Here is a 19204-nt window from a genome sequence, read left to right as displayed (position 1 = left end):
CGGAAAATTACATACCCACTTACATTGTTACACTCATTTTACAAAGTTTTACACAATCATTTATATTGTAACAAAAATACCAATGATTAGAAATATGACATTCTATCTTTTAAGATAGTTTTAAGGAAAGGTTTCCTTATATAAAAAAAGCGATCCAAAATAATGATTGGATCGCTTTTCTGAATAAACTATTACGCCACTTTAGGACCTTTTCTTTCATGCCCACGTTGCACGATAAATAAGAATACTGTTGATAAAATACCGCCTGCTAATAGTAAGATGAAGCAGCCATCCCAGCCAGAACGATCAACAATAACACCAATTGCTGCGTTTGCTACAAGACTTCCGCCTACATAACCGAACAGACCACACATACCAACTGTTGTACCTACTGCAAATTTCGGTACTAATTCCATCGCACTTAAACCGATTAAAAACTGTGGTACGTAAATTAAACAACCGATAATAGAAACTGCAATACTTACAACAAGTACGCTAGATGCTTGCCAATATACAACCGTACCAACAACAACTCCGGCCATACTCATAATACATAATGGCATACGTTTTCCTTTAAATAACTTATCACTTAAAAGACCAACGATTAATGAACTTGGAATTGCCATACCTTCAAAAATCGCGTATGCAGCATGCGCTTCTGCTTTTGAAAAACCTTTAACTGTCGTTAAATAAAGCGGAACCCAGTTAATAACACCGAAACGAATTAAGTAAACAAATGCATTTGCAATACATAAATACCAAACGAACTTATTTGTCACTACATATTTCATTAAAATTTCTTTTGGTGACATCTTATTAGCATTATCTGCTTTTTCAAGATTTTCATAGTCATTACGATACTCATCAATTGGAGGAAGACCTTCAGATTCTGGTGTATCCTTCGCATTAATCCAAACAAGAACTGCAATTACCATTGCGATAATCGCTGGGAAAATAAATACCCCGCCCTGCCAATGATTTTCACCGAAAATACCTACACCAATTCCGACAAGGGGCGGCACTAGCATTCCACCAACGTTATGTGAAATATTCCAAATACCTGTTTTCGTACCACGTTCTTTCTTCGAGAACCATTTCGTCATAACGATACTACAAGGTGGTGCTCCCATACCTTGTACAATACCATTTAAGACAAGTAATGTAACAATCATCCCAAATGAAGATGCAAAACCGAAACAAATATTTACAAGCCCCGATAAGAATAATCCGACTGCGATAAAGCGCTGGGCGAAAGCTTTATCGGATAAATTCCCCATAAAGAACTTACTAAATCCATAAACAATTGCCATTACTGAACCTAGCAATCCAATTTCCGCTGTACTAAAACCATATTCTTGTACTAAATACGTACTTGATAACGTAAAGTTACTACGCACTAAATAATAAGCAGCATACCCAACTGAAATTCCCATTAGCACACGAATACGTAATAATTTGTATACCCTGTCAATCATATCCGCCGGCAATCTCTCAATTGCAGGTGCTGGCTTAAGCCATTTAAACATATTCTTTCGTCTCCTTTTCTCACTGCTGAGAGAGACGCTGTCTATTCCATATCTCGATTATTCCACTATTTGATATATTTTTGTTCGTCCTTCTAACCGGCTGACCTTCTATCTCTTTCTGATTCTTCGCAAACATCGTTGGTACGCCAAACGAAACTTTTTCTAAAATGTGCCCCGCTTCTTCTGATAAACAATAATCAATAAATAAGTCCGCTATAAAACCACTCGGTGCACGCTTCAGTTTCGAAATCGCATTAACAGATAATCCTGTTTGCTCAGGTTCGTTACTTACAATAGGAAAGCCTTGTTTCTGAAGCATTCTCTGATCTCCCGCAAAATTGATGCCTATCATATATTCACCGCTCGCAACCAGTTCTGCGGGCATATAACCATTCACCGTTACTTCACCAACTTGCCTTGCAAGATTCTTAACATACTCTTTCGATTCTTCTTCACCTAAAGTATCAATAAGTGATTGAAACAAAGTATATGCTGTGCCGGAAACGTTTGGATCAGGCATTGCAATCTTACCCGTATATACCGGATCTAATAAATCTTGCCACCTTGATGGATATGGAAGACCGAGCGGCGCTATTTCTTCATTCCACCGCTCTTTATTAATCGCGATTGCCAGTTTCTCCACTTCATAACCGTACCAATAACCATCTTTATCTTTAACAGTCTTTGAAATACGGTTCGCATGCTGGGTCGTAACAGGAATAGAAAGGTTCTTTTGCTTCATCATTTGATGCGCATCTACTGTACCGCCAATAATAATATCCGCCTTCGGATTTCCAGCTTCCTCTTCTACTCTCCGAAGAAGTTCTTCTGTCGATAGACGAATAAATTCATATGTACACCCGCGTTGTTTACAAAATGACGAAAGCAAAGCTTCACCAACTTCCTCGCGGGCCGCTACATACGCAACGAGATGACGATCATCCAAAATAGGGAGACCACTTTTATTATATTTAATAGAGGTTGTATCTCGAGAGCAACTAGACATCGCTCCTCCGATTACTAGCAAAAAGAAGAAAAAGGCTATCTTTCTCATGACACACTCTCCTTTACAAGGAATTCTGCTAGGGAGCCCTTCATATACATGACATTCCCGTTATTATCACCGAGATATTGCACAACAAAGTACGATGGATACACAGAAATAGTTAGAATATCCTCCCGCTCATTCTTTACACGTTTGCCTGTTTTATAGGCAGTAATATAAGCAATCGGCTCATTCTGTGATTGTAATAATTTCTGAATTTCTCCGTAATCTGTAATTTGCTTTGCGTATCGAATAGAATCAAATATTTGCGTAAGATCTATAGTACGTATTACATCCCCTTGCCTCACTACAACTTCCTTTGCCTCCGCAAAGAAATTACTAATGCGCTCTGGTGTATAATACAGACTTAACAAATACGTTTGAAATGCTGAGATCATCGGATCCGTACCATTCTTTCCGTATACATTAGCCTCGTACTGGAACAAGTCACCTACTGCAAAAGTACGTTTATGTCCATTCAAGTACGTTACTTCTCCAGTAAATACTTGTTCTTGATTCCTCACTTCTCTCGGTTCTATTCGAATTCGGTCAAAGAATGAAACAATCGTATGCAAACGAACTTCATCCGTTACAACAATTTCTCCCCACTTCTCATGCCTTACTTTCACTTCAGTAGGAAGGGATTCATTCACTCTTTGTAAAACGGCTTGTTTGTCATCCACAATTGTAATTCGATTATATATTTGCTTCTCAATAACATAAAACAAAATAAGAGAAACGATCATACAAAAGACAAACATAAGAATTTGAAATGATAGCCTTTTCATTTCTGCCTACCTCCAAGATAAAAAAACGTTGTTTCGAAAATACCGCATAATTGTTTCATAAATGTATCATTTAACCGCTTTCAAGTTTTTTATGTCTTCCATCCGTCTCGGAAGTAAAAATGTAATGCATATTGTAGTCCCCATCTCTTCACTACTCTCAATTCGCATACTTCCGCCTTGCTTCTTCATAATCTCCTGACAAATGTATAAGCCATAGCCATTCCCGTAACTTGAAGGAAGCACCTTACCTTCCGGAGACTCATTCCATTCTGCAAGCACACCTTCATCCATACCAATACCATCATCATGAACAAAAACTTTCGCTTCCTGCTCATTTATAATTACATTCATACGAACTTGCGTAGCATCACTATATTTAATCGCATTATCAAGCACATTCAAGAAAATTTGCTTCGTCTTATCAAAATCCGCAACGACGTGTACTTCTGTTAACTCATTCATAACTTCAATTTCAAACTGCTGCAACCTAAGTTTCACAATCGAAACCGCTTCTTCTGCCAATTCTTTAATATTCACGACTGTAGGTGACACTTCAAACGTACTCTTCCCGTACTTTGAAGACTTAAGTAATTCCTCTACAAGTGATAATAGACGCTCACTTTCTACAGACACATAACGGAGGCTCTCCTGCACATCCTCCTTCGACTGCAACTTCGGAATTAAATCAACATAACCAATAATTGCCGTAAGCGGTGTTTTCAGCTCATGTGTAATGCGGTCTAAGAAATCTTTCTGTTTCTCTTTCTCTTCCTTCAGCTGCTTAATATGCAGTTCAATTCCATCAGCCATCGCATTAAAGGATGCTGAAAGCTGTGCAATCTCCACATACTCATTCAGCTCAATCTTACTTTCATAATCCCCATTCGCGAGCCGATGCGCCATTTGCCTTAACTGATCAATTGGTTTATGAAGAGACTTCGCCAAACGAATCGCAAAGAAAATACCAGCAGCTACTAAACAAAGCGACGTCATCAAAAACGTCCAACTCACATTTGTTAAAACTTCCTTCTCATCCGTTAACTCATTTATAAAACGAATACTCCCAATGACATCGTTTCCATAATAAACTGGACTTGAAAACAAAAGAATTGGAGCTGGGTCTCCCTCCTCGAAAACATAAGATTTCTTTCCCTTCAAAGAACTCTCAATATCAATATTCCGATGAAGTAATGCCCCTTTTTGTGTATCTGCAACAACATCTCCATTCTTCCCAATCATCTGCACCCGGACATCCATTCGCTTCGCTAAATACGAAGCAATTAAAAGCGAATTAGGACCTAACGTCTCTACTTCTGCTTCCTTCTCTAAATAATTCATCGTATAAATTTGCGCTTCCACACTTAACTTTTCTAAGGAATCCGCCGCATTATGATACACATTCTTCTCCAGTGCAATATAAACAACCGCGTATAAAAGAACAAGAATTGGAATCAACAATCCAACTATTCCAAACACCATATTTCGTTTTAAAGACATATCATCACCTTTTAGCAATCAAGCTTATATCCAACACCATAAATCGTCTTAATATGCTCCCCACTATTCCCGAGTTTCTTTCGAAGTCTTTGCACCATAATATCAACCGCTCTCGTATTTCCGATATACTCAAATCCCCATACTTTCTCAAGCAACTCATCTCTCATGAACACACGCTGAGGATTCGAAACAAACAACTGACATAAATTAAACTCTCGATACGTTAACTGAATTTCTTGCCCACTCACATGTACCTTTCTTTCCTTTGGACAAATTACCAATTCCCCTGCTCGGATCACCTCATGAGTAGAAGACACTTCCTCCTTCCTCACACGCCGACTCATATTTTTCACACGAAGAATAAGCTCCGCATAATTAAAAGGCTTCGTCACATAATCATCCGCACCAAGCTGCAAGCCAAGCAATTTATCATTCATCTGACTCTTTGCTGTCAGCATAAGCACTGGGATATCACGATCCTTCTCTCGGAATAAACGTAATAACTCATACCCATCCGTATCAGGAAGCATCACATCTAAAATGAGTACATCCGGCTGCTCATTCCATCTCTCTAAAGCTTCTCTCCCATCAGCTGCCGTCAATACTTCATATCCTTCCATCTCTAACTGCATCCGAATTAAATTGCGGATACTCGATTCATCATCAACTACAAGTATTTTCATCATCATCCTCCTTCCATCCCGTATTATAGTACAGTTTAGTATAGCAAAAATCATACAAAAAAAGAGAGGGTATTGTCGAACATATGTTGAACGACGATACCCTCTCTTTTCCATTTCTACTTACTTCTCATAGCCATGAGGTTTCTTCTGATGCCAATTCCAAGCATGTTCAATAATTATTTTAACCTCTACATACTGTGGATTCCATCCTAATTTCTCTTTCGCCTTTTGTGAAGAAGCAACTAGACGTGCTGGATCTCCCGCTCTCCTTGGTGCTACTTCTGCTGGGATTTCATGATTCGTAACTTCACGAACAGCTTCAACGATTTCTTTAACGCTAAACCCATTTCCATTTCCTAAGTTGTAGAAATCACTTTCCCCGCCGTTTTGTAAGTCTTTAAGACCAAGGAAATGAGCTGCTACTAAATCTTCGACATGAATATAATCGCGAATACAAGTACCATCTGGTGTATTATAGTCTTCGCCAAACATCATAATCTTCTCACGTTGTCCTAAAGCTACTTGTAAAACTAAAGGAATAAGATGCGTCTCGGGACGGTGATCTTCACCAATAATACCGTTTGGCGTTGCACCAGCTACATTAAAGTATCTGAAAATCTTATACTTTAAATTAGAAGCTTGGCTATACCAATGAAGCATCTTTTCAATCGCTAACTTCGTCTCTCCATACGTATTCGTTGGATTTGTTACCGTCTCTTCATTAATAAGATCAACATCTACCTCACCGTAAGTTGCTGCAGTAGAAGAGAAGATAAACTTATCTACTTTGAACTCATCCATTACTTCTAGCAAGCAAAGTGCACCATACACATTATTATTATAATATTGAAGAGGTTTCTCCATACTAACGCCAACTAAAGAATCAGCTGCAAAATGCATAACCGCCTCAATATTTTCTTGTTTAAAAACATCTCTTAGAAAACCTTTATCACGAAGGTCTCCTTTATAAAACTTTGCACCCTCTGTAATCGCATCTTCATGCCCAGTTTGTAAATTATCAACTACTACTACAGATAGGCCTTCATCTATTAATTTTTTTACAGCGTGAGAACCGATGTAACCAGCTCCACCGCATACTAAAATTGAACTCATGTTCTTCCTCCTGCTCATATGTTAGAATCTTATAGTTACTTCCCTTCACCTCTTCTAATAGTCTTACATTATATAATACTAATATAAAAACAAAAAACAAACCCAACTCTTTCCAAAAGAGTTGGGTTTATCCGTATTATTACTTATTTTAGCTCAAGATTTGCTTTTAATTTATTTGTTAAATCTTGCTTCGCTGCGTCCGGAACATAGTAATACCAAATACCGTCAGCTGCTTTATGTCCGTCACCTGGGATTTGAATATCTTCACTATTTTGCAAGCAATTCTTATAATTCTTTTGCATATCAAACATTTGATCTTGTGTTAAGTTTGTTTTCACGTTCTTTTGGATTGCTGTAAGTACATCTCCATAATTTGCTAAAGAAGATAAGTTTGCACCTTTTTTAATAACTGCTTGCATCACTTGGCGTTGACGCATTTGACGACCGAAGTCACCACGTGGATCTTCTTTACGCATACGAGTATACGCTAAAGCTTGATCACCTGTTAAATGAATATTCCCTTTTTGGAAGTGCTTTCCTTCAAGAGAGAATTCTAAATCATTATTTACATCAACACCGCCCACAGCATCAACAATATCCTTAAATCCTTCCATATTAACTTCTATGTAGTAATTAATAGGCACACCTAAGAATTTTTCGACTGTTGCGACAGACATATCCACGCCACCAAATGCGTAAGCATGATTAATTTTATCACTTTTTCCTTTACCTACAATTTCCGTATACGTATCACGAGGGATACTTAACGTCTTCATAGAATTGTTTTTCGGATTTAAAGTAATGACCATTAAAGAATCAGAACGCCCTTTATCTTCACCGCGTTCATCTGCACCTAGCAACAGGATTGAAACAGGTTCAGATTTATTAATTTTTTCTTCTTGTTTGTTACCTTGATCACGCTTTAAAGGTTTATGAACTTCATTTAATGTACTTGAGACTTTAGAATATACATTATAAGCGTATACTCCTCCACCTATAATTAGTACTCCTATGATTCCTAATATCCAAAATAGAATTTTCTTTTTCATTATTATAGACCTCATCTTTCAATCATTCTGAATAAATCTCCAGATAATACAAATATTAATTTAGTATATTATATCTTAAGTATTCTAAGCCGCTAGTGGCCTTTTCAAAAAGAATCACGATTATTTTACTGTATAGTATTTTACATACCAATTAGCGAACTCCTGTAAGCCTTTTTCTATAGAAGTTTCAGGTTTAAAATCTACTGCCTTCTGTAATAAATCAGTTGATGCATAAGTAGCCGGTACATCTCCTGGTTTGATAGGCTCAAATACCTTTTCAAATGTCACTTCTCTTCCTAAAGCTTTACCTAGTACTTTCTCTAATGTTTCGATAAATACCATTAGTTTTTCAGGATTATTATTTCCAATATTGAATACTTTATGTTCAACATCGCCTTTAGGTGGATTACTTAAAAGACGTTGGATCCCCTCAACAATATCATCTATATAAGTAAAATCACGATATAGATCATTTTCAAAATCACCATTATTAAATATTTTGATTGAATCACCAGCAAAATACTTATCAGTAAAACCAAAGTAAGCCATATCTGGACGTCCCATTGGACCATACACCGTAAAGAAGCGAAGCCCAGTAGCAGGAATTTTATACAAGTGACTATACGTATGAGCCATTAGTTCATTTGATTTCTTAGTAGATGCATAAAGTGATACTGGATTATCTACAAAATCTGTTTCCTCGAAAGGAACCTTTTTATTTGCTCCATAAACAGAACTCGATGATGCATATACAAGATGATCAACCGGGAAATGTCTACATGCTTCAAGAATATTATAGAAACCAATAACATTACTTTGAATGTATACATCCGGATTTTCAATTGAATATCTCACACCAGCTTGCGCAGCCAAATTCACTACAATATTTGGTTTGTACTCTTCAAAAAGCTTAGTAATCATATCCTTATCAGAAATATCACCTTTAATAAAAGTAAATTTCTCATACGGTTTCAGTTGCTCTAAACGAGCATATTTAAGATTTACATCATAATAATCATTTATATTATCGATACCTATTACTTGGCAACCTTGTTCTAATAATTTCTTAGATAAGAAATATCCAACAAAACCTGCCGCTCCAGTAACAAGGTATACTTTACTATTATCTAGAGGCTTGTAATTCAATATAATCCGACTCCCTCATACATTCTCTACTTGTAGCTTTTCTTCCGATAGAATGATACTCTATCCCAGCTTCTTGCATCGCTGAAACATCATAAATATTTCTTCCATCATATACTAGGGGCGTTCTCATTAACTTCTTATAATTTTCTGGAGCTAATTCTTTCACTTCTCCCCATTCTGTAAAAATAAAGCAGACGTTTGCACCTTCTAAAGCTTGTTCAACATTAGCAACATATGTAATATTACCATTTTTATTTTTACCTTCTGGATATACCTTAGCAAAGTTGCTTGCACCTACTGGATCAAACGCATAAATATCTGCACCTTGTTCTAATAGTAAAGGGATATTTTCAAGAGACGCAGCTTCTCTTAAATCATCTGTTCCAGGTTTAAACGTCAGTCCTAGTACCGCTACTTTTAAACCACTAAAAGTAATTAACCTTTGGCTAGCTTTTTTATATAATAAAGTCTTTTGATCTTTATTCACATCAATTGTAGCCTTTACTATTCTTAATTCGTAACCATGTTGTCTCGCTAAATATTCTAATGCTTTTGTATCTTTAGGGAAACATGATCCCCCAAAACCGATGCCCGCATTTAAAAACTTACTTCCAATACGCTCATCAAAACTCATACCTTTTGCAACATCTTGGATATCCGCACCAACTAATTCACAAAGATTTGCAATATCATTCATATAAGAAATTTTGAGGGCAAGAAAATCATTAGAAGCGTATTTAATCATTTCAGCTGATCGTCTATTTACTGAAACGATAGGTAAATGAAACGGTTTATAAAGATTCATTAATACTCCTTCAGCCCATTTACTTTCTGTACCAATGACAATTCTTTCTGCATATAACGTATCATGAACAGCAGAACCTTGAGCTAAAAATTCTGGATTCGATGCAACTTCTACTTTCACATCATTAACTAAAAAGTCCTGAATAAACTGCTCTACTTTATCGTTCGTTCCAATCGGAACAGTTGACTTTACAACAACAAGGCAATCTTTTTCTATACTTTCAGCAATTTGCTTTGCAACAGTTGCAATATATAAAAGATTTGCAGAACCGTCAGCTTGTTCTGGAGTTCCTACACCAATAAAAATCGCATCTGCATCTTTATATACTGATTTATAATTAGTTGTATAATTAATTCTGCCAGCAGCATAATTTTTTTGCATTAATTCCTCTAAACCAGCTTCATAGATTGGTGAAACACCTGATTTCATTAAATCTACTTTCTTTTCATCAATATCAACACAAGTTACTTGATGCCCAACTTCAGCAAAACATACACCTGCCACTAGACCAACATAACCTGTTCCTGCTACCGCTATCTTGTACATATTTACCTTCCTCTTCATATGTTAATTAACAATTCTATATTCCTCAATAATATAGAAGCGACAAGCATTATACTATTTTATATTATTGCCCCAATATTCATTTCATAAAAAATAAATAGGGGTACTTCATAAATAAAATCTCATAATTTAGTATCCCACTAAAATAAAACTAAATCTCTTTTATCTTTTTAGCTGGTACCCCAACATATAATGAATCTTTATTGATCTTTCCCTTAACAATCGAACCAGCACCAATAACAACATTATTTTCAATAATCGTTCCTGATAAAACCCTTACCCCTGCCCCTAACCAAACATTAGAGCCTATACTAATGGGATTAGAGATTACTGGATTATCTCTGTATATAGTTCCAGATGTATAATCATGTTCAAAGGAAACAATAGTACAATTATGTGCAATCGAAACATCTTTTTGTATTTCTACTCCACCAGTAGCGTCAATATAACATAAAGGGTGAAAACTAACATTATCTCCTACTACTAAATTTTCTAGCTTAAAGAAATATACTCCAGGTCCAATTAAAACATTCTCCCCACAAGATTTACATAAAACCTTAAATATAGTATATCTTATGCCTAATCCTAAATATCCTGGCAAGTTTCGATTTAACACTAATAAAGAATACAATACTTTCCTTGGAAACAAACTCCAAATTCCTATCACTATTCTTAAAAAAAATTGGAATTTCTTTGCTTTTTCTCTTCCTCTCAACTTTTTCAAGCCCTTCCCGTTAAATAATTAATAATATCCCGTTTTACTTTATTTTTGTTTGCACCATACCTAAATCTCCAAATAAACAAAGCAAGCATTCTACAAGGGACTGGATAAACCCTATATTTATTAATAATTTTTGGTATTGGATGATTATTTTCTTTTAAAATATTGAACAATATAATTCTTGCCAAATCCTTATTTAAAATTTTCCCCATCCTTTTTTTCATAGATACCTTTTGTATAGACGAACTTGTATTATTCTGATGTCTCCTATAACACATTAAAGGTTCCTTAAAAGCATAACCTTTATTATAAGCCAATAATAATTGTATTAAGGCAAAATCTTCTCCCTGAATTAAGGTAGGAAATCCACCCACCTTAATAAAATCATCTTTCCTTACAATAAGGCTACTAGTAGGCACTGAATGAATACGAAAATTCCAATCAAAATCTATTATTTTTGGCGGTAAAGTGTATAAATCAAATACTTTTTCATGATTCTCCAAAATTATACTATCTACTTCAATATCATCATGTATTATTAAGCCGTTTGAAAATACAAAAGAAATATCCTGTTCCTCTTTAAAAATTCCCATTTGTTTTTCAAGTTTATTAGGAAGCCAAATATCATCAGCATCAAGAAAAGCAATAAAATCTCCGGTAGCAATATTTACACCTTTATTTCTTGCACTAGAAGCTCCACTATTTTTTTGAGTAACATATTTAAATCTTTCCTTATTATTTTCTAACCACTCTAGCGTCCCATCCGTTGAACCATCATCTATAATGATAATTTCTTTGTTTGTATATGTTTGGTTTTCTACACTTTTCACCGCAAATTCTATTAATCGTCCTGGATTATAACTTGGTATTATAATACTAACCAATGGCTCTTTCATCAATCTCCATCCACCTTAAAAGCTTCTTTAAATTCATTAAAGTAGTTTATTTTTTTCTCTTTTAAAATGTCCTCTCTATAATTCTTAATCTCATTAATTCCTAAATTAGAAAGTTCACTTAGTAAAGAAGGAGATTCCATTAATCTTCTAATTGCTTGAGCTAATGTCTTATAGTCACCAACAGGAGCTATACACTCTTTAGGCAAAATTTCAATTGATCCAGAAACCTCTGTTGATACTACCGGTAATCCCCTTGCTAACGATTCAAGTACTACCCTTGGCATACCTTCTGTAAGAGAAGATAGAACAAATAAATCATTTTGATCATATAAACTAAAAAGTTCCTCCCCCCATGGTACAAAACCATGGAATTTTACATATTGTTCTAGTTCCAACTCTTTTACAAACTGTTTTAATTCTGATTCAAGGGGACCCTTCCCCACCATATTTAATTGAATATTATAATTAAAGTTTTTTATAATAAAATGAAGCGCCTTTATTAAAGTTCTTTGATCCTTATAAGGACTTAAATTACCTACATTAATTATTTTAAAAGGTTCTGAAGTTTGCTCCCAAACCCTTGGTGTTTTAATAAAGGAATCTGGTAATCTTAAATCACTTATTACTGCTGCTTTAATTATATTTTTTGGCGCATATCTTTCTTTTAAAGTATCAGAAACATAAATACATCCGTATGCCCCTTCAAGATGTCTCATATGCATTTTTAGAAAAATTTGCTTTACAAACTTGGCAAAAGGAATACCTCTAGCTTTTAAAAAGCCTTCGTGCATTGATTGCTCGCCTCTACTTTCAACAACATAAGGCTTTTTATATTTTTTTAAAGCACTAAACGCTAACTCCGCTTCAAATGATGGGCTATGCAATATCCCACCATCTAATGATTTAACTAATAAATTAATCTTATTTCTCACCTTTATTATACCAATTGCATCCTTTTTTTTAATAGCAGATGAGTCAATAAACTTGACATTCTTATTATCAGCTCTTTTACATCCAGTTGGAAGCTCATTTACTTTTTTTAATGGAGCTAAGACAAAAATTTCATCAAAACTTTTAAGATATTCATCCCACATCGTATTATTATATGATGTCGTTGTCCAAACCCCATCTTCACTTTCATAGTATTGTGAACTTATAGCAAAAATTATTTTCATGTATTAAACCTCTTTTTCTTAAATTTCACATATATTATTAATGGAAAGATTAAAAACAAATCCTTTGCAACATGCCATAATATTAACCTTGAATCGTGCAGTAAAAATTCCGCACCAAATGTAACTAACAAACCTGCTACAACCGGTGTAATACTCCCAAATTTATTTCTATTTATTACTTCATTTATAACTTCTAGGAAATAGCCAAATATAATTGCTAAAGTCCATATCCCTAAAAATCCAAAGTTCACATAACTTTCTGCCCAGAATCCTCCTATTTTTGCTGTAGTAGGCCTATATTGTTCATAAAATCCTCTACCAGATTCTGCATCATGAGACAAAGCAATCATACCCGGGGGCTTATTAGGTACAATCCAACTAGGTAACATAGTTAAAGCAGCATCAACATAAGTCTTTCCATGCTGGTAATCAATATTACCATTGGGTTGCAATTCCTTATAATATAACATCCAAATGTAATAGCGCCCTAAATCTGTAGCAATTGTGTAACCAGGTGTCAATTGTTCATATTGGTTTTGAATAGACTTTCGGTAATTACTATCTACCAAATAATCGGTATTATATTCCGCATACTTGAATAACTTATATTGTGTAAGTAATGGTATTAATATAATTGTAATTATTATTAACTTTGTAATATTAAATTTTTTATTTAAATAATTTACATAGATATATAATCCCCAAAATGCATAAACTAGAATGAAGAACCTGCTACCTCTATCTAAGTTAAATAAAGAAATTAAGACCACAATAACTAGTAAATATATTAGCCCCAGAAACTTTACGTTTTTATCTTTCTTAGCAACTTTACTAGCCCAGTTAAAATATAAAAATATTAACCCTACACTAAAAAAATCATTTAAAACATAAAGGGTACCCGTTAATACACCTAAGCCTATCCCTGACTCTATAATCATATTTGCACTAAAACCAACCAGTATATAAACAAAAGCGATGAAAGAAATATTAGGTACTTTTATTTCTTCATTCTTAAAAGCTTCTTTTTTTATTCTCCATTTAATATTTTTTCTAATATAGCTCCCAAAATAAAACAATGGTATCACCGGTAATGAAGTCCAAGCAATAATAGCTATTAGGTTTGTAAAATCAGATGGTAAATTATTCGCAATCGGCTGATGCGTTATTAGATGGTACAATGGAGAATAGATAAAAATTAGTATCGAAGTATACGTAAAAATAGCCCAAATATCCAAAGTGGGTACCTTATGAAAAATTATTAATATTATTCTTCGAATGATAAATAAAGCTGTAATTGCAATCGGGATTAAAGTAACTACTTCATTGGTGCTAAAAAACAAAAGTGATATTGAACTAAGTATTACAAGTAGAGCTACGAGTAATACATTAATTAATAGTGGAAATGAAATTACATTCCCACTATTTCTCATTTTACTGTGTTTCATAACTTACTTTCCTTTCACTTTCTTTATTCACTCTTAAAATTATTACAAATCTTCCAATCGCAGTAATACAAGAGCCTACAAGTAATGTAACAGCAGCACCGTATAATCCCCATATCGGGATTAATAAAAATGCACAAATACATGTTGCAATTAACATGAAAATAAGTTGAGGTAACTCATTCTTATAAGTTTTAGTAGCAATAGTTGCGTATCCCATAAACTCAGCAGGATATCTAAAAATAGTCGCTGCCATTAAAAGAGTTAAAAGCGAAGAATATTCGATATAATCTGATCCAAAAAGAATATACAATAAGAACTCTCCAAGATAAAAGGTCAATAATGTACTTACCAGGCCTAACATCAAGCCAAAGACAACTAGTTTATTAAATAATTTATTAAAATCACTTTTTGACTCCCGATCACTATAACGAGATAATTTATTGCAAAACGACTGCCCTATCGCCCCAACGAGGGTATTTCCCGCTATCATTAGATACGAGAGGGCTGTAAAATAACCTAATTGTTCTGTATCAGTATAATAAGTAATAAAATATCTAGTTATATTTGTATTTAATGAATATAGAAGTGAGATAATCCCCAAAGGTAACAGAGCCCTATATAAATAACTAACCTTTTTCATATCATCAGGTAATTTCAAGTAATCTTTAATATTTCTCTTCTTATTCATATTAATTTTAGAAATATCATATATTAAAAGCGTTACTAACCATGATAATCCTATACTAAGAGTGGCCAATAAAATATCTCTTGTGAAATAATAAAAAATAAAAAACAAAAAAGTTGATGAAATACCTTTTATAAAATTTGAAAATCCTACTTCATGAAGTTTTTCTTGTTGTTGCAAAATACCATAAACTAATTCGGAAACTAATTGAACATTTTTTGCTAACAAGTAGATAAATACTAATTGTGTTACGTCAGAACTAGCTTTTGTAATAAAACAAATACCTAAGGATATTATAGTTGCTAATATTACATTTAAAATTACAATTTCAATATACGCAGATGAGTTACTTTCTTCACTAGTAACTTTATTTCTAATTTGCATCGTAAAAAACATGTATACAGGACCTGTAATCGCTAGCATTAACCCAAACTCTCCTACAACTTCAGCATTACCTAGTCTCGCCAATATTATTATTATTAAAAATTGTGATGCCATAAAAAATGCTGATCCCATAAAAACCGATATAACCTTAAGTAACATAGACTTAGAATTAATCATAATATCATATAACCCTCTTACTTATAATTATTTCTGTACACTGTTTATTACGTCTAGATAAGCATTCAGAACAATATTTCTATCAAATTCCTTTTCAACTTTCTTTCTACCCGCTAAGCCCATGTTCTTTTTATCCTGCCAATCCATACTTAAAAAGCGCTCTATTTTTTCTATTAAGTCCTGACTATTCTTTTGTTTGACAATTAAACCATTTTCTCCATGTTCCACAATTTCCCGACAGCCACTTCTATCAGTGGTAATAATAGGCCTTCCACAAGCAGCACTTTCGAGTAATACATTAGACATACCTTCTGGATAATATGTAGGATGAATAGTACAATGAGAAATTTTATGGAACTCTCTTATATCACTTTGCATTCCATGATACTGAATTATCCCTTTTTCCTGCATTATCTTTAATTTTTCTTCATATTCACCTTCACAAAATCCTAAAATATGAAATATAGTATTTGGGTATTTCTCTCTTATGTATTTAGCAGCATCTAAATATTGATCAATACCTTTTTCCCTCATTACACGAGCAATAAATAAAAAATTAACCTCTTTATCCAATGGATATTCCAGTATGGGATAATAATTAAGATTAACACCAGATCCTGGTATTAATCTTGATTTCCCCTTAACAACCTTTTTTGTACTAAAAAAGGTTTTATTTGATTCATTTTGAAAGAATACACATGTCGCGTCTTTTAGGGCATTTTTATATAGAAATAAAGTGACTTTCTGTAATATCCCATCATTTTCTACCGCTGTTCCAAGACCAGTAATATTACATACATAAGGAATACCTGCCATCCTACAAGCTAGACCGCCATATACGTTAGGCTTTATTGTGTAGGTTAACACCACATCAGGTTTTACCTCTTTAATAATCTTTTTATAGTTCATAAATAATTTTACGTCGGTTATCGGATTAGTACCCCTTCTACTGATTGGTGTATTAATGAACTCACATCCTATTTCCTTTAATTGATGTATAAATTCACCATCTGGGAGTGAAATATAAACTTTATATTCTTTCACTAATTCTTGCATAAGCTCTTTTCTAAATTTATATAAACCGACATCGTTATTTGCTAATATTAAAACCTTTTTCATTCTATAATCTCCTAGATGGAACCCCAACATAAGTTCCTAATTCAGTTATATCCTTAACAACAATAGTTCCTGCACCAATTCTACAACCACCAGTAACATTAATATTATTACTTATAATACTACCAATTCCCAACCAAGTACCTCGCCCAATATTGACCGTACCCGCCAAATGTGCCCCCGGTGATATATGAACATAATCCTCAATTATATTGTCATGATCCACCGTAGAAGTAGTATTAATAATGCATCCTTTCCCGATCTTAGTACAGCAATTAATCACAGCTCCTGCCATAACTACAGTTCCTGCTTCCAAATAGACTTGTTCTCCGATAATTGCACTCGGATGGATCAATACCGGAATGCTCGCCCCTTCGGTCTCAAGTTGCCTCTGAATCTTCTCTCGTATGACATTATTACCAATTCCAACAAAAAAATCGTAATCATCTATATACTTTGAGATACTTGCTGATTTATCAATAATTTCTATTCCCATTGAAGATTTTAGAGTTTCGTTATCATCTAAAAAGGAAATACTCTGCCATTTATTCATTTTCAGTGCGATATCAGCTATGACTTTTCCGTGGCCACTAGCTCCTATTATAAGAAGTTTTTCTTTCATAACTTTATACTTCCTTTTCCATTCCCTTTAAATGGCTCCATTGTAGCAGCAGTTTCTGAATTAATTCCTTCTCTAATAAAAACTTTCTTAATCGTTAAAAGAATGATTTTCCAATCTGTAATGAAACTTACACTCTCAACATACTCTACATCATAATTAAACTTTTCTTCCCATCTAATAGCGTTCCTACCATTAACTTGCGCTAATCCCGATAATCCTGGTCTAACTTCATGACGTCGTTTTTGATGTTCGTTATATAACGGTAAATATTGAACTAATAAAGGCCTAGGTCCTATAATTGACATATTACCTTTAAAAATATTAAACAAGCCTGGCAACTCATCAAGTGATGTTGAGCGTAAAAATTTACCGAACTTAGTAAGTCTTACACTATCAGGTAACAATTCACCATCTTCGTTTTTTTCATCAGTCATTGTTCTAAATTTATACATTTTAAAAATGTTCCCATGTAATCCCGGTCGCTCTTGCTTAAACAACACTGGGCTACCTAATTTTATTTTTACAAGAAAAGCAACTATAAGAAATACTGGACTAAGCACTATAATAGCAATTACAGACAGTATAAAATCCATCGGTCTTTTTATAAGTCTTCTATAGATGCCACCTCTAGAATTCCTCATTACGCTAACCACAACCCTTTAATAATTTTCACAACTCTTTCTAAATCTGCGTCTATCATCTTCGTATCGCTTGGTAAACAAACACCATTCTCAAAAAGTTTCTCTGATACATCTGTACCAACAAAATCATATTTCCCAAAGAACGGCTGCATGTGCATTGGCTTCCAAACTGGTCTAGATTCAATATTTTCTTTTTCAAGAGCTACCATAACATCAATTGGTCGAATTTCACCATTTAAAGTCATGCAACTTAGCCAATAGTTTGGTTCATTCCATTCATTACTAGGCATAAATTCAATACCTTCAAGATTTTCTAATTCTCTCTTATAAAAATCGAATATGTATCTTTTCTTTTGAACCCTTTGATCTAATACCTTAAGTTGTCCTCTACCAATGCCAGCAACTACATTACTCATACGATAGTTAAAACCTAATTCACTATGTTGATAATGTCTTGCTTGATCTCTACTTTGAGTGGCCCAAAATCTTGCTTTTGAAATTCGTTCTTCATTATCAGAAACAAGCATTCCGCCACCAGAGGTAGTGATGATTTTGTTACCGTTAAAAGAGAAAATACCATAATCTCCAAAAATACCAGTATGCTTACCTTTATAGTAAGTCCCTAAAGACTCTGCTGCATCTTCAATTAAAGCAACATCATATTTCTTACAAAGTTCAACAATCTTATCCATATCTGCAGAAAGCCCATAAAGGTGAACTACTATAACTGCCTTTACATCTGGATATTTTTTAAAAGCCTCTTCTAATGCTTTAGGGCACATATTCCAAGTTTCATAATCGCTATCTATAAAAACAGGCGTAGCATTTTGATAGATAATAGGGTTTGCAGTAGCTGAGAATGTAAGCGTTTGGCAAAAAACAACATCTTCCTCCCCTACTCCAGCTGCTTTTAGAGCCAGATGAATTGCAGCTGTCCCAGAAGATAGCGCTGCGGCTGCTTTAGAGCCAACTTTCGTTGCTAGTTCTCTTTCAAATCCATTCACATTTTCCCCAAGTGGTGCAATCCAATTTGTATCAAATGCTTCCTTAACATACTGCATTTCATAACCTTCATCACTCATATGTGGTGATGAAAGAAATATTCTATCTCCCATTTAAAAAACTT

The 19204-nt window shown here is 34.2% G+C and carries 18 protein-coding genes; all 18 read right to left on the bottom strand.

From position 1 onward, the window contains the following. Window positions 1–191 precede the first annotated feature (191 nt). Complete coding sequence (gene pgtP, locus BG05_RS05770; protein ID WP_002184617.1) at window positions 192–1526, bottom strand: MFS transporter; 1335 nt, start codon at window positions 1524–1526, stop codon at window positions 192–194. A 19-nt stretch (window positions 1527–1545) separates the two neighbouring features. Continuing rightward, window positions 1546–2580 (bottom strand): ABC transporter substrate-binding protein, encoded by a 1035-nt coding sequence (locus BG05_RS05765; RefSeq protein ID WP_002184616.1) that lies wholly within the window; start codon window positions 2578–2580, stop codon window positions 1546–1548. Then, window positions 2577–3359: a DUF3919 family protein gene (locus tag BG05_RS05760; protein WP_016127655.1), complete on the bottom strand. Its 783-nt coding sequence runs from the start codon at window positions 3357–3359 to the stop codon at window positions 2577–2579. The genes BG05_RS05765 and BG05_RS05760 overlap by 4 nt, the downstream gene beginning before the upstream one ends. Before the next feature lie 66 nt (window positions 3360–3425). Then, complete coding sequence (locus BG05_RS05755; RefSeq protein ID WP_002184614.1) at window positions 3426–4856, bottom strand: HAMP domain-containing sensor histidine kinase; 1431 nt, start codon at window positions 4854–4856, stop codon at window positions 3426–3428. 11 nt (window positions 4857–4867) lie between these two features. Beyond that, the gene (locus BG05_RS05750; RefSeq protein WP_002184613.1) at window positions 4868–5539 is read right to left on the bottom strand and encodes a response regulator transcription factor; all 672 of its coding nucleotides are present in this window, start codon (window positions 5537–5539) and stop codon (window positions 4868–4870) included. A 120-nt stretch (window positions 5540–5659) separates the two neighbouring features. Then, window positions 5660–6652 carry a UDP-glucose 4-epimerase GalE gene (gene galE / locus BG05_RS05745; protein WP_002184612.1) on the bottom strand — a complete coding sequence of 331 codons (993 nt, stop codon included), beginning with the start codon at window positions 6650–6652 and terminating at the stop codon, window positions 5660–5662. 143 nt (window positions 6653–6795) lie between these two features. Next, window positions 6796–7701 (bottom strand): polyisoprenyl-teichoic acid--peptidoglycan teichoic acid transferase TagU, encoded by a 906-nt coding sequence (gene tagU / locus BG05_RS05740; protein ID WP_002184611.1) that lies wholly within the window; start codon window positions 7699–7701, stop codon window positions 6796–6798. 120 nt (window positions 7702–7821) lie between these two features. Beyond that, window positions 7822–8847 (bottom strand): GDP-mannose 4,6-dehydratase, encoded by a 1026-nt coding sequence (locus BG05_RS05735; RefSeq protein WP_002184610.1) that lies wholly within the window; start codon window positions 8845–8847, stop codon window positions 7822–7824. Then, window positions 8825–10198, bottom strand: a complete 1374-nt coding sequence (locus BG05_RS05730) for a UDP-glucose dehydrogenase family protein (RefSeq protein WP_002184609.1) — start codon at window positions 10196–10198, stop codon at window positions 8825–8827. Before BG05_RS05730 ends, BG05_RS05735 begins: the two co-directional genes overlap by 23 nt. A 169-nt stretch (window positions 10199–10367) precedes the next feature. Next, the gene (locus BG05_RS05725; RefSeq protein WP_002184608.1) at window positions 10368–10940 is read right to left on the bottom strand and encodes an acyltransferase; all 573 of its coding nucleotides are present in this window, start codon (window positions 10938–10940) and stop codon (window positions 10368–10370) included. Beyond that, the gene (locus tag BG05_RS05720) at window positions 10937–11833 is read right to left on the bottom strand and encodes a glycosyltransferase family 2 protein (protein ID WP_003192882.1); all 897 of its coding nucleotides are present in this window, start codon (window positions 11831–11833) and stop codon (window positions 10937–10939) included. Before BG05_RS05720 ends, BG05_RS05725 begins: the two co-directional genes overlap by 4 nt. Next, window positions 11833–13008, bottom strand: a complete 1176-nt coding sequence (locus tag BG05_RS05715) for a glycosyltransferase family 4 protein (protein WP_002184606.1) — start codon at window positions 13006–13008, stop codon at window positions 11833–11835. The genes BG05_RS05720 and BG05_RS05715 overlap by 1 nt, the downstream gene beginning before the upstream one ends. After that, window positions 13005–14453: an O-antigen polysaccharide polymerase Wzy gene (locus BG05_RS05710; RefSeq protein WP_002184604.1), complete on the bottom strand. Its 1449-nt coding sequence runs from the start codon at window positions 14451–14453 to the stop codon at window positions 13005–13007. The genes BG05_RS05715 and BG05_RS05710 overlap by 4 nt, the downstream gene beginning before the upstream one ends. Further along, entirely contained in the window at window positions 14440–15699 is a 1260-nt protein-coding gene (locus BG05_RS05705) for an oligosaccharide flippase family protein (protein ID WP_002184603.1), read from the bottom strand. Before BG05_RS05705 ends, BG05_RS05710 begins: the two co-directional genes overlap by 14 nt. Before the next feature lie 27 nt (window positions 15700–15726). Beyond that, window positions 15727–16818, bottom strand: a complete 1092-nt coding sequence (locus BG05_RS05700; RefSeq protein WP_002184602.1) for a glycosyltransferase family 4 protein — start codon at window positions 16816–16818, stop codon at window positions 15727–15729. A 1-nt stretch (window position 16819) separates the two neighbouring features. Continuing rightward, on the bottom strand, window positions 16820–17437 hold the full coding sequence (locus BG05_RS05695; protein ID WP_002184601.1) for an acetyltransferase: 618 nt from the start codon (window positions 17435–17437) through the stop codon (window positions 16820–16822). Beyond that, window positions 17434–18078 (bottom strand): sugar transferase, encoded by a 645-nt coding sequence (locus tag BG05_RS05690; RefSeq protein ID WP_002184600.1) that lies wholly within the window; start codon window positions 18076–18078, stop codon window positions 17434–17436. Before BG05_RS05690 ends, BG05_RS05695 begins: the two co-directional genes overlap by 4 nt. Further along, window positions 18078–19193 carry a DegT/DnrJ/EryC1/StrS family aminotransferase gene (locus BG05_RS05685; RefSeq protein ID WP_002184599.1) on the bottom strand — a complete coding sequence of 372 codons (1116 nt, stop codon included), beginning with the start codon at window positions 19191–19193 and terminating at the stop codon, window positions 18078–18080. The genes BG05_RS05690 and BG05_RS05685 overlap by 1 nt, the downstream gene beginning before the upstream one ends. Window positions 19194–19204 lie beyond the last annotated feature (11 nt).

Origin of the sequence: Bacillus mycoides (assembly GCF_000832605.1) — a bacterium.
Classification (GTDB): Bacteria; Bacillota; Bacilli; order Bacillales; family Bacillaceae_G; genus Bacillus_A; species Bacillus_A mycoides.
The sequence above is the reverse complement of the archived record's forward strand: the minus strand, read 5'-3'. Positions and strand labels throughout refer to the sequence as shown.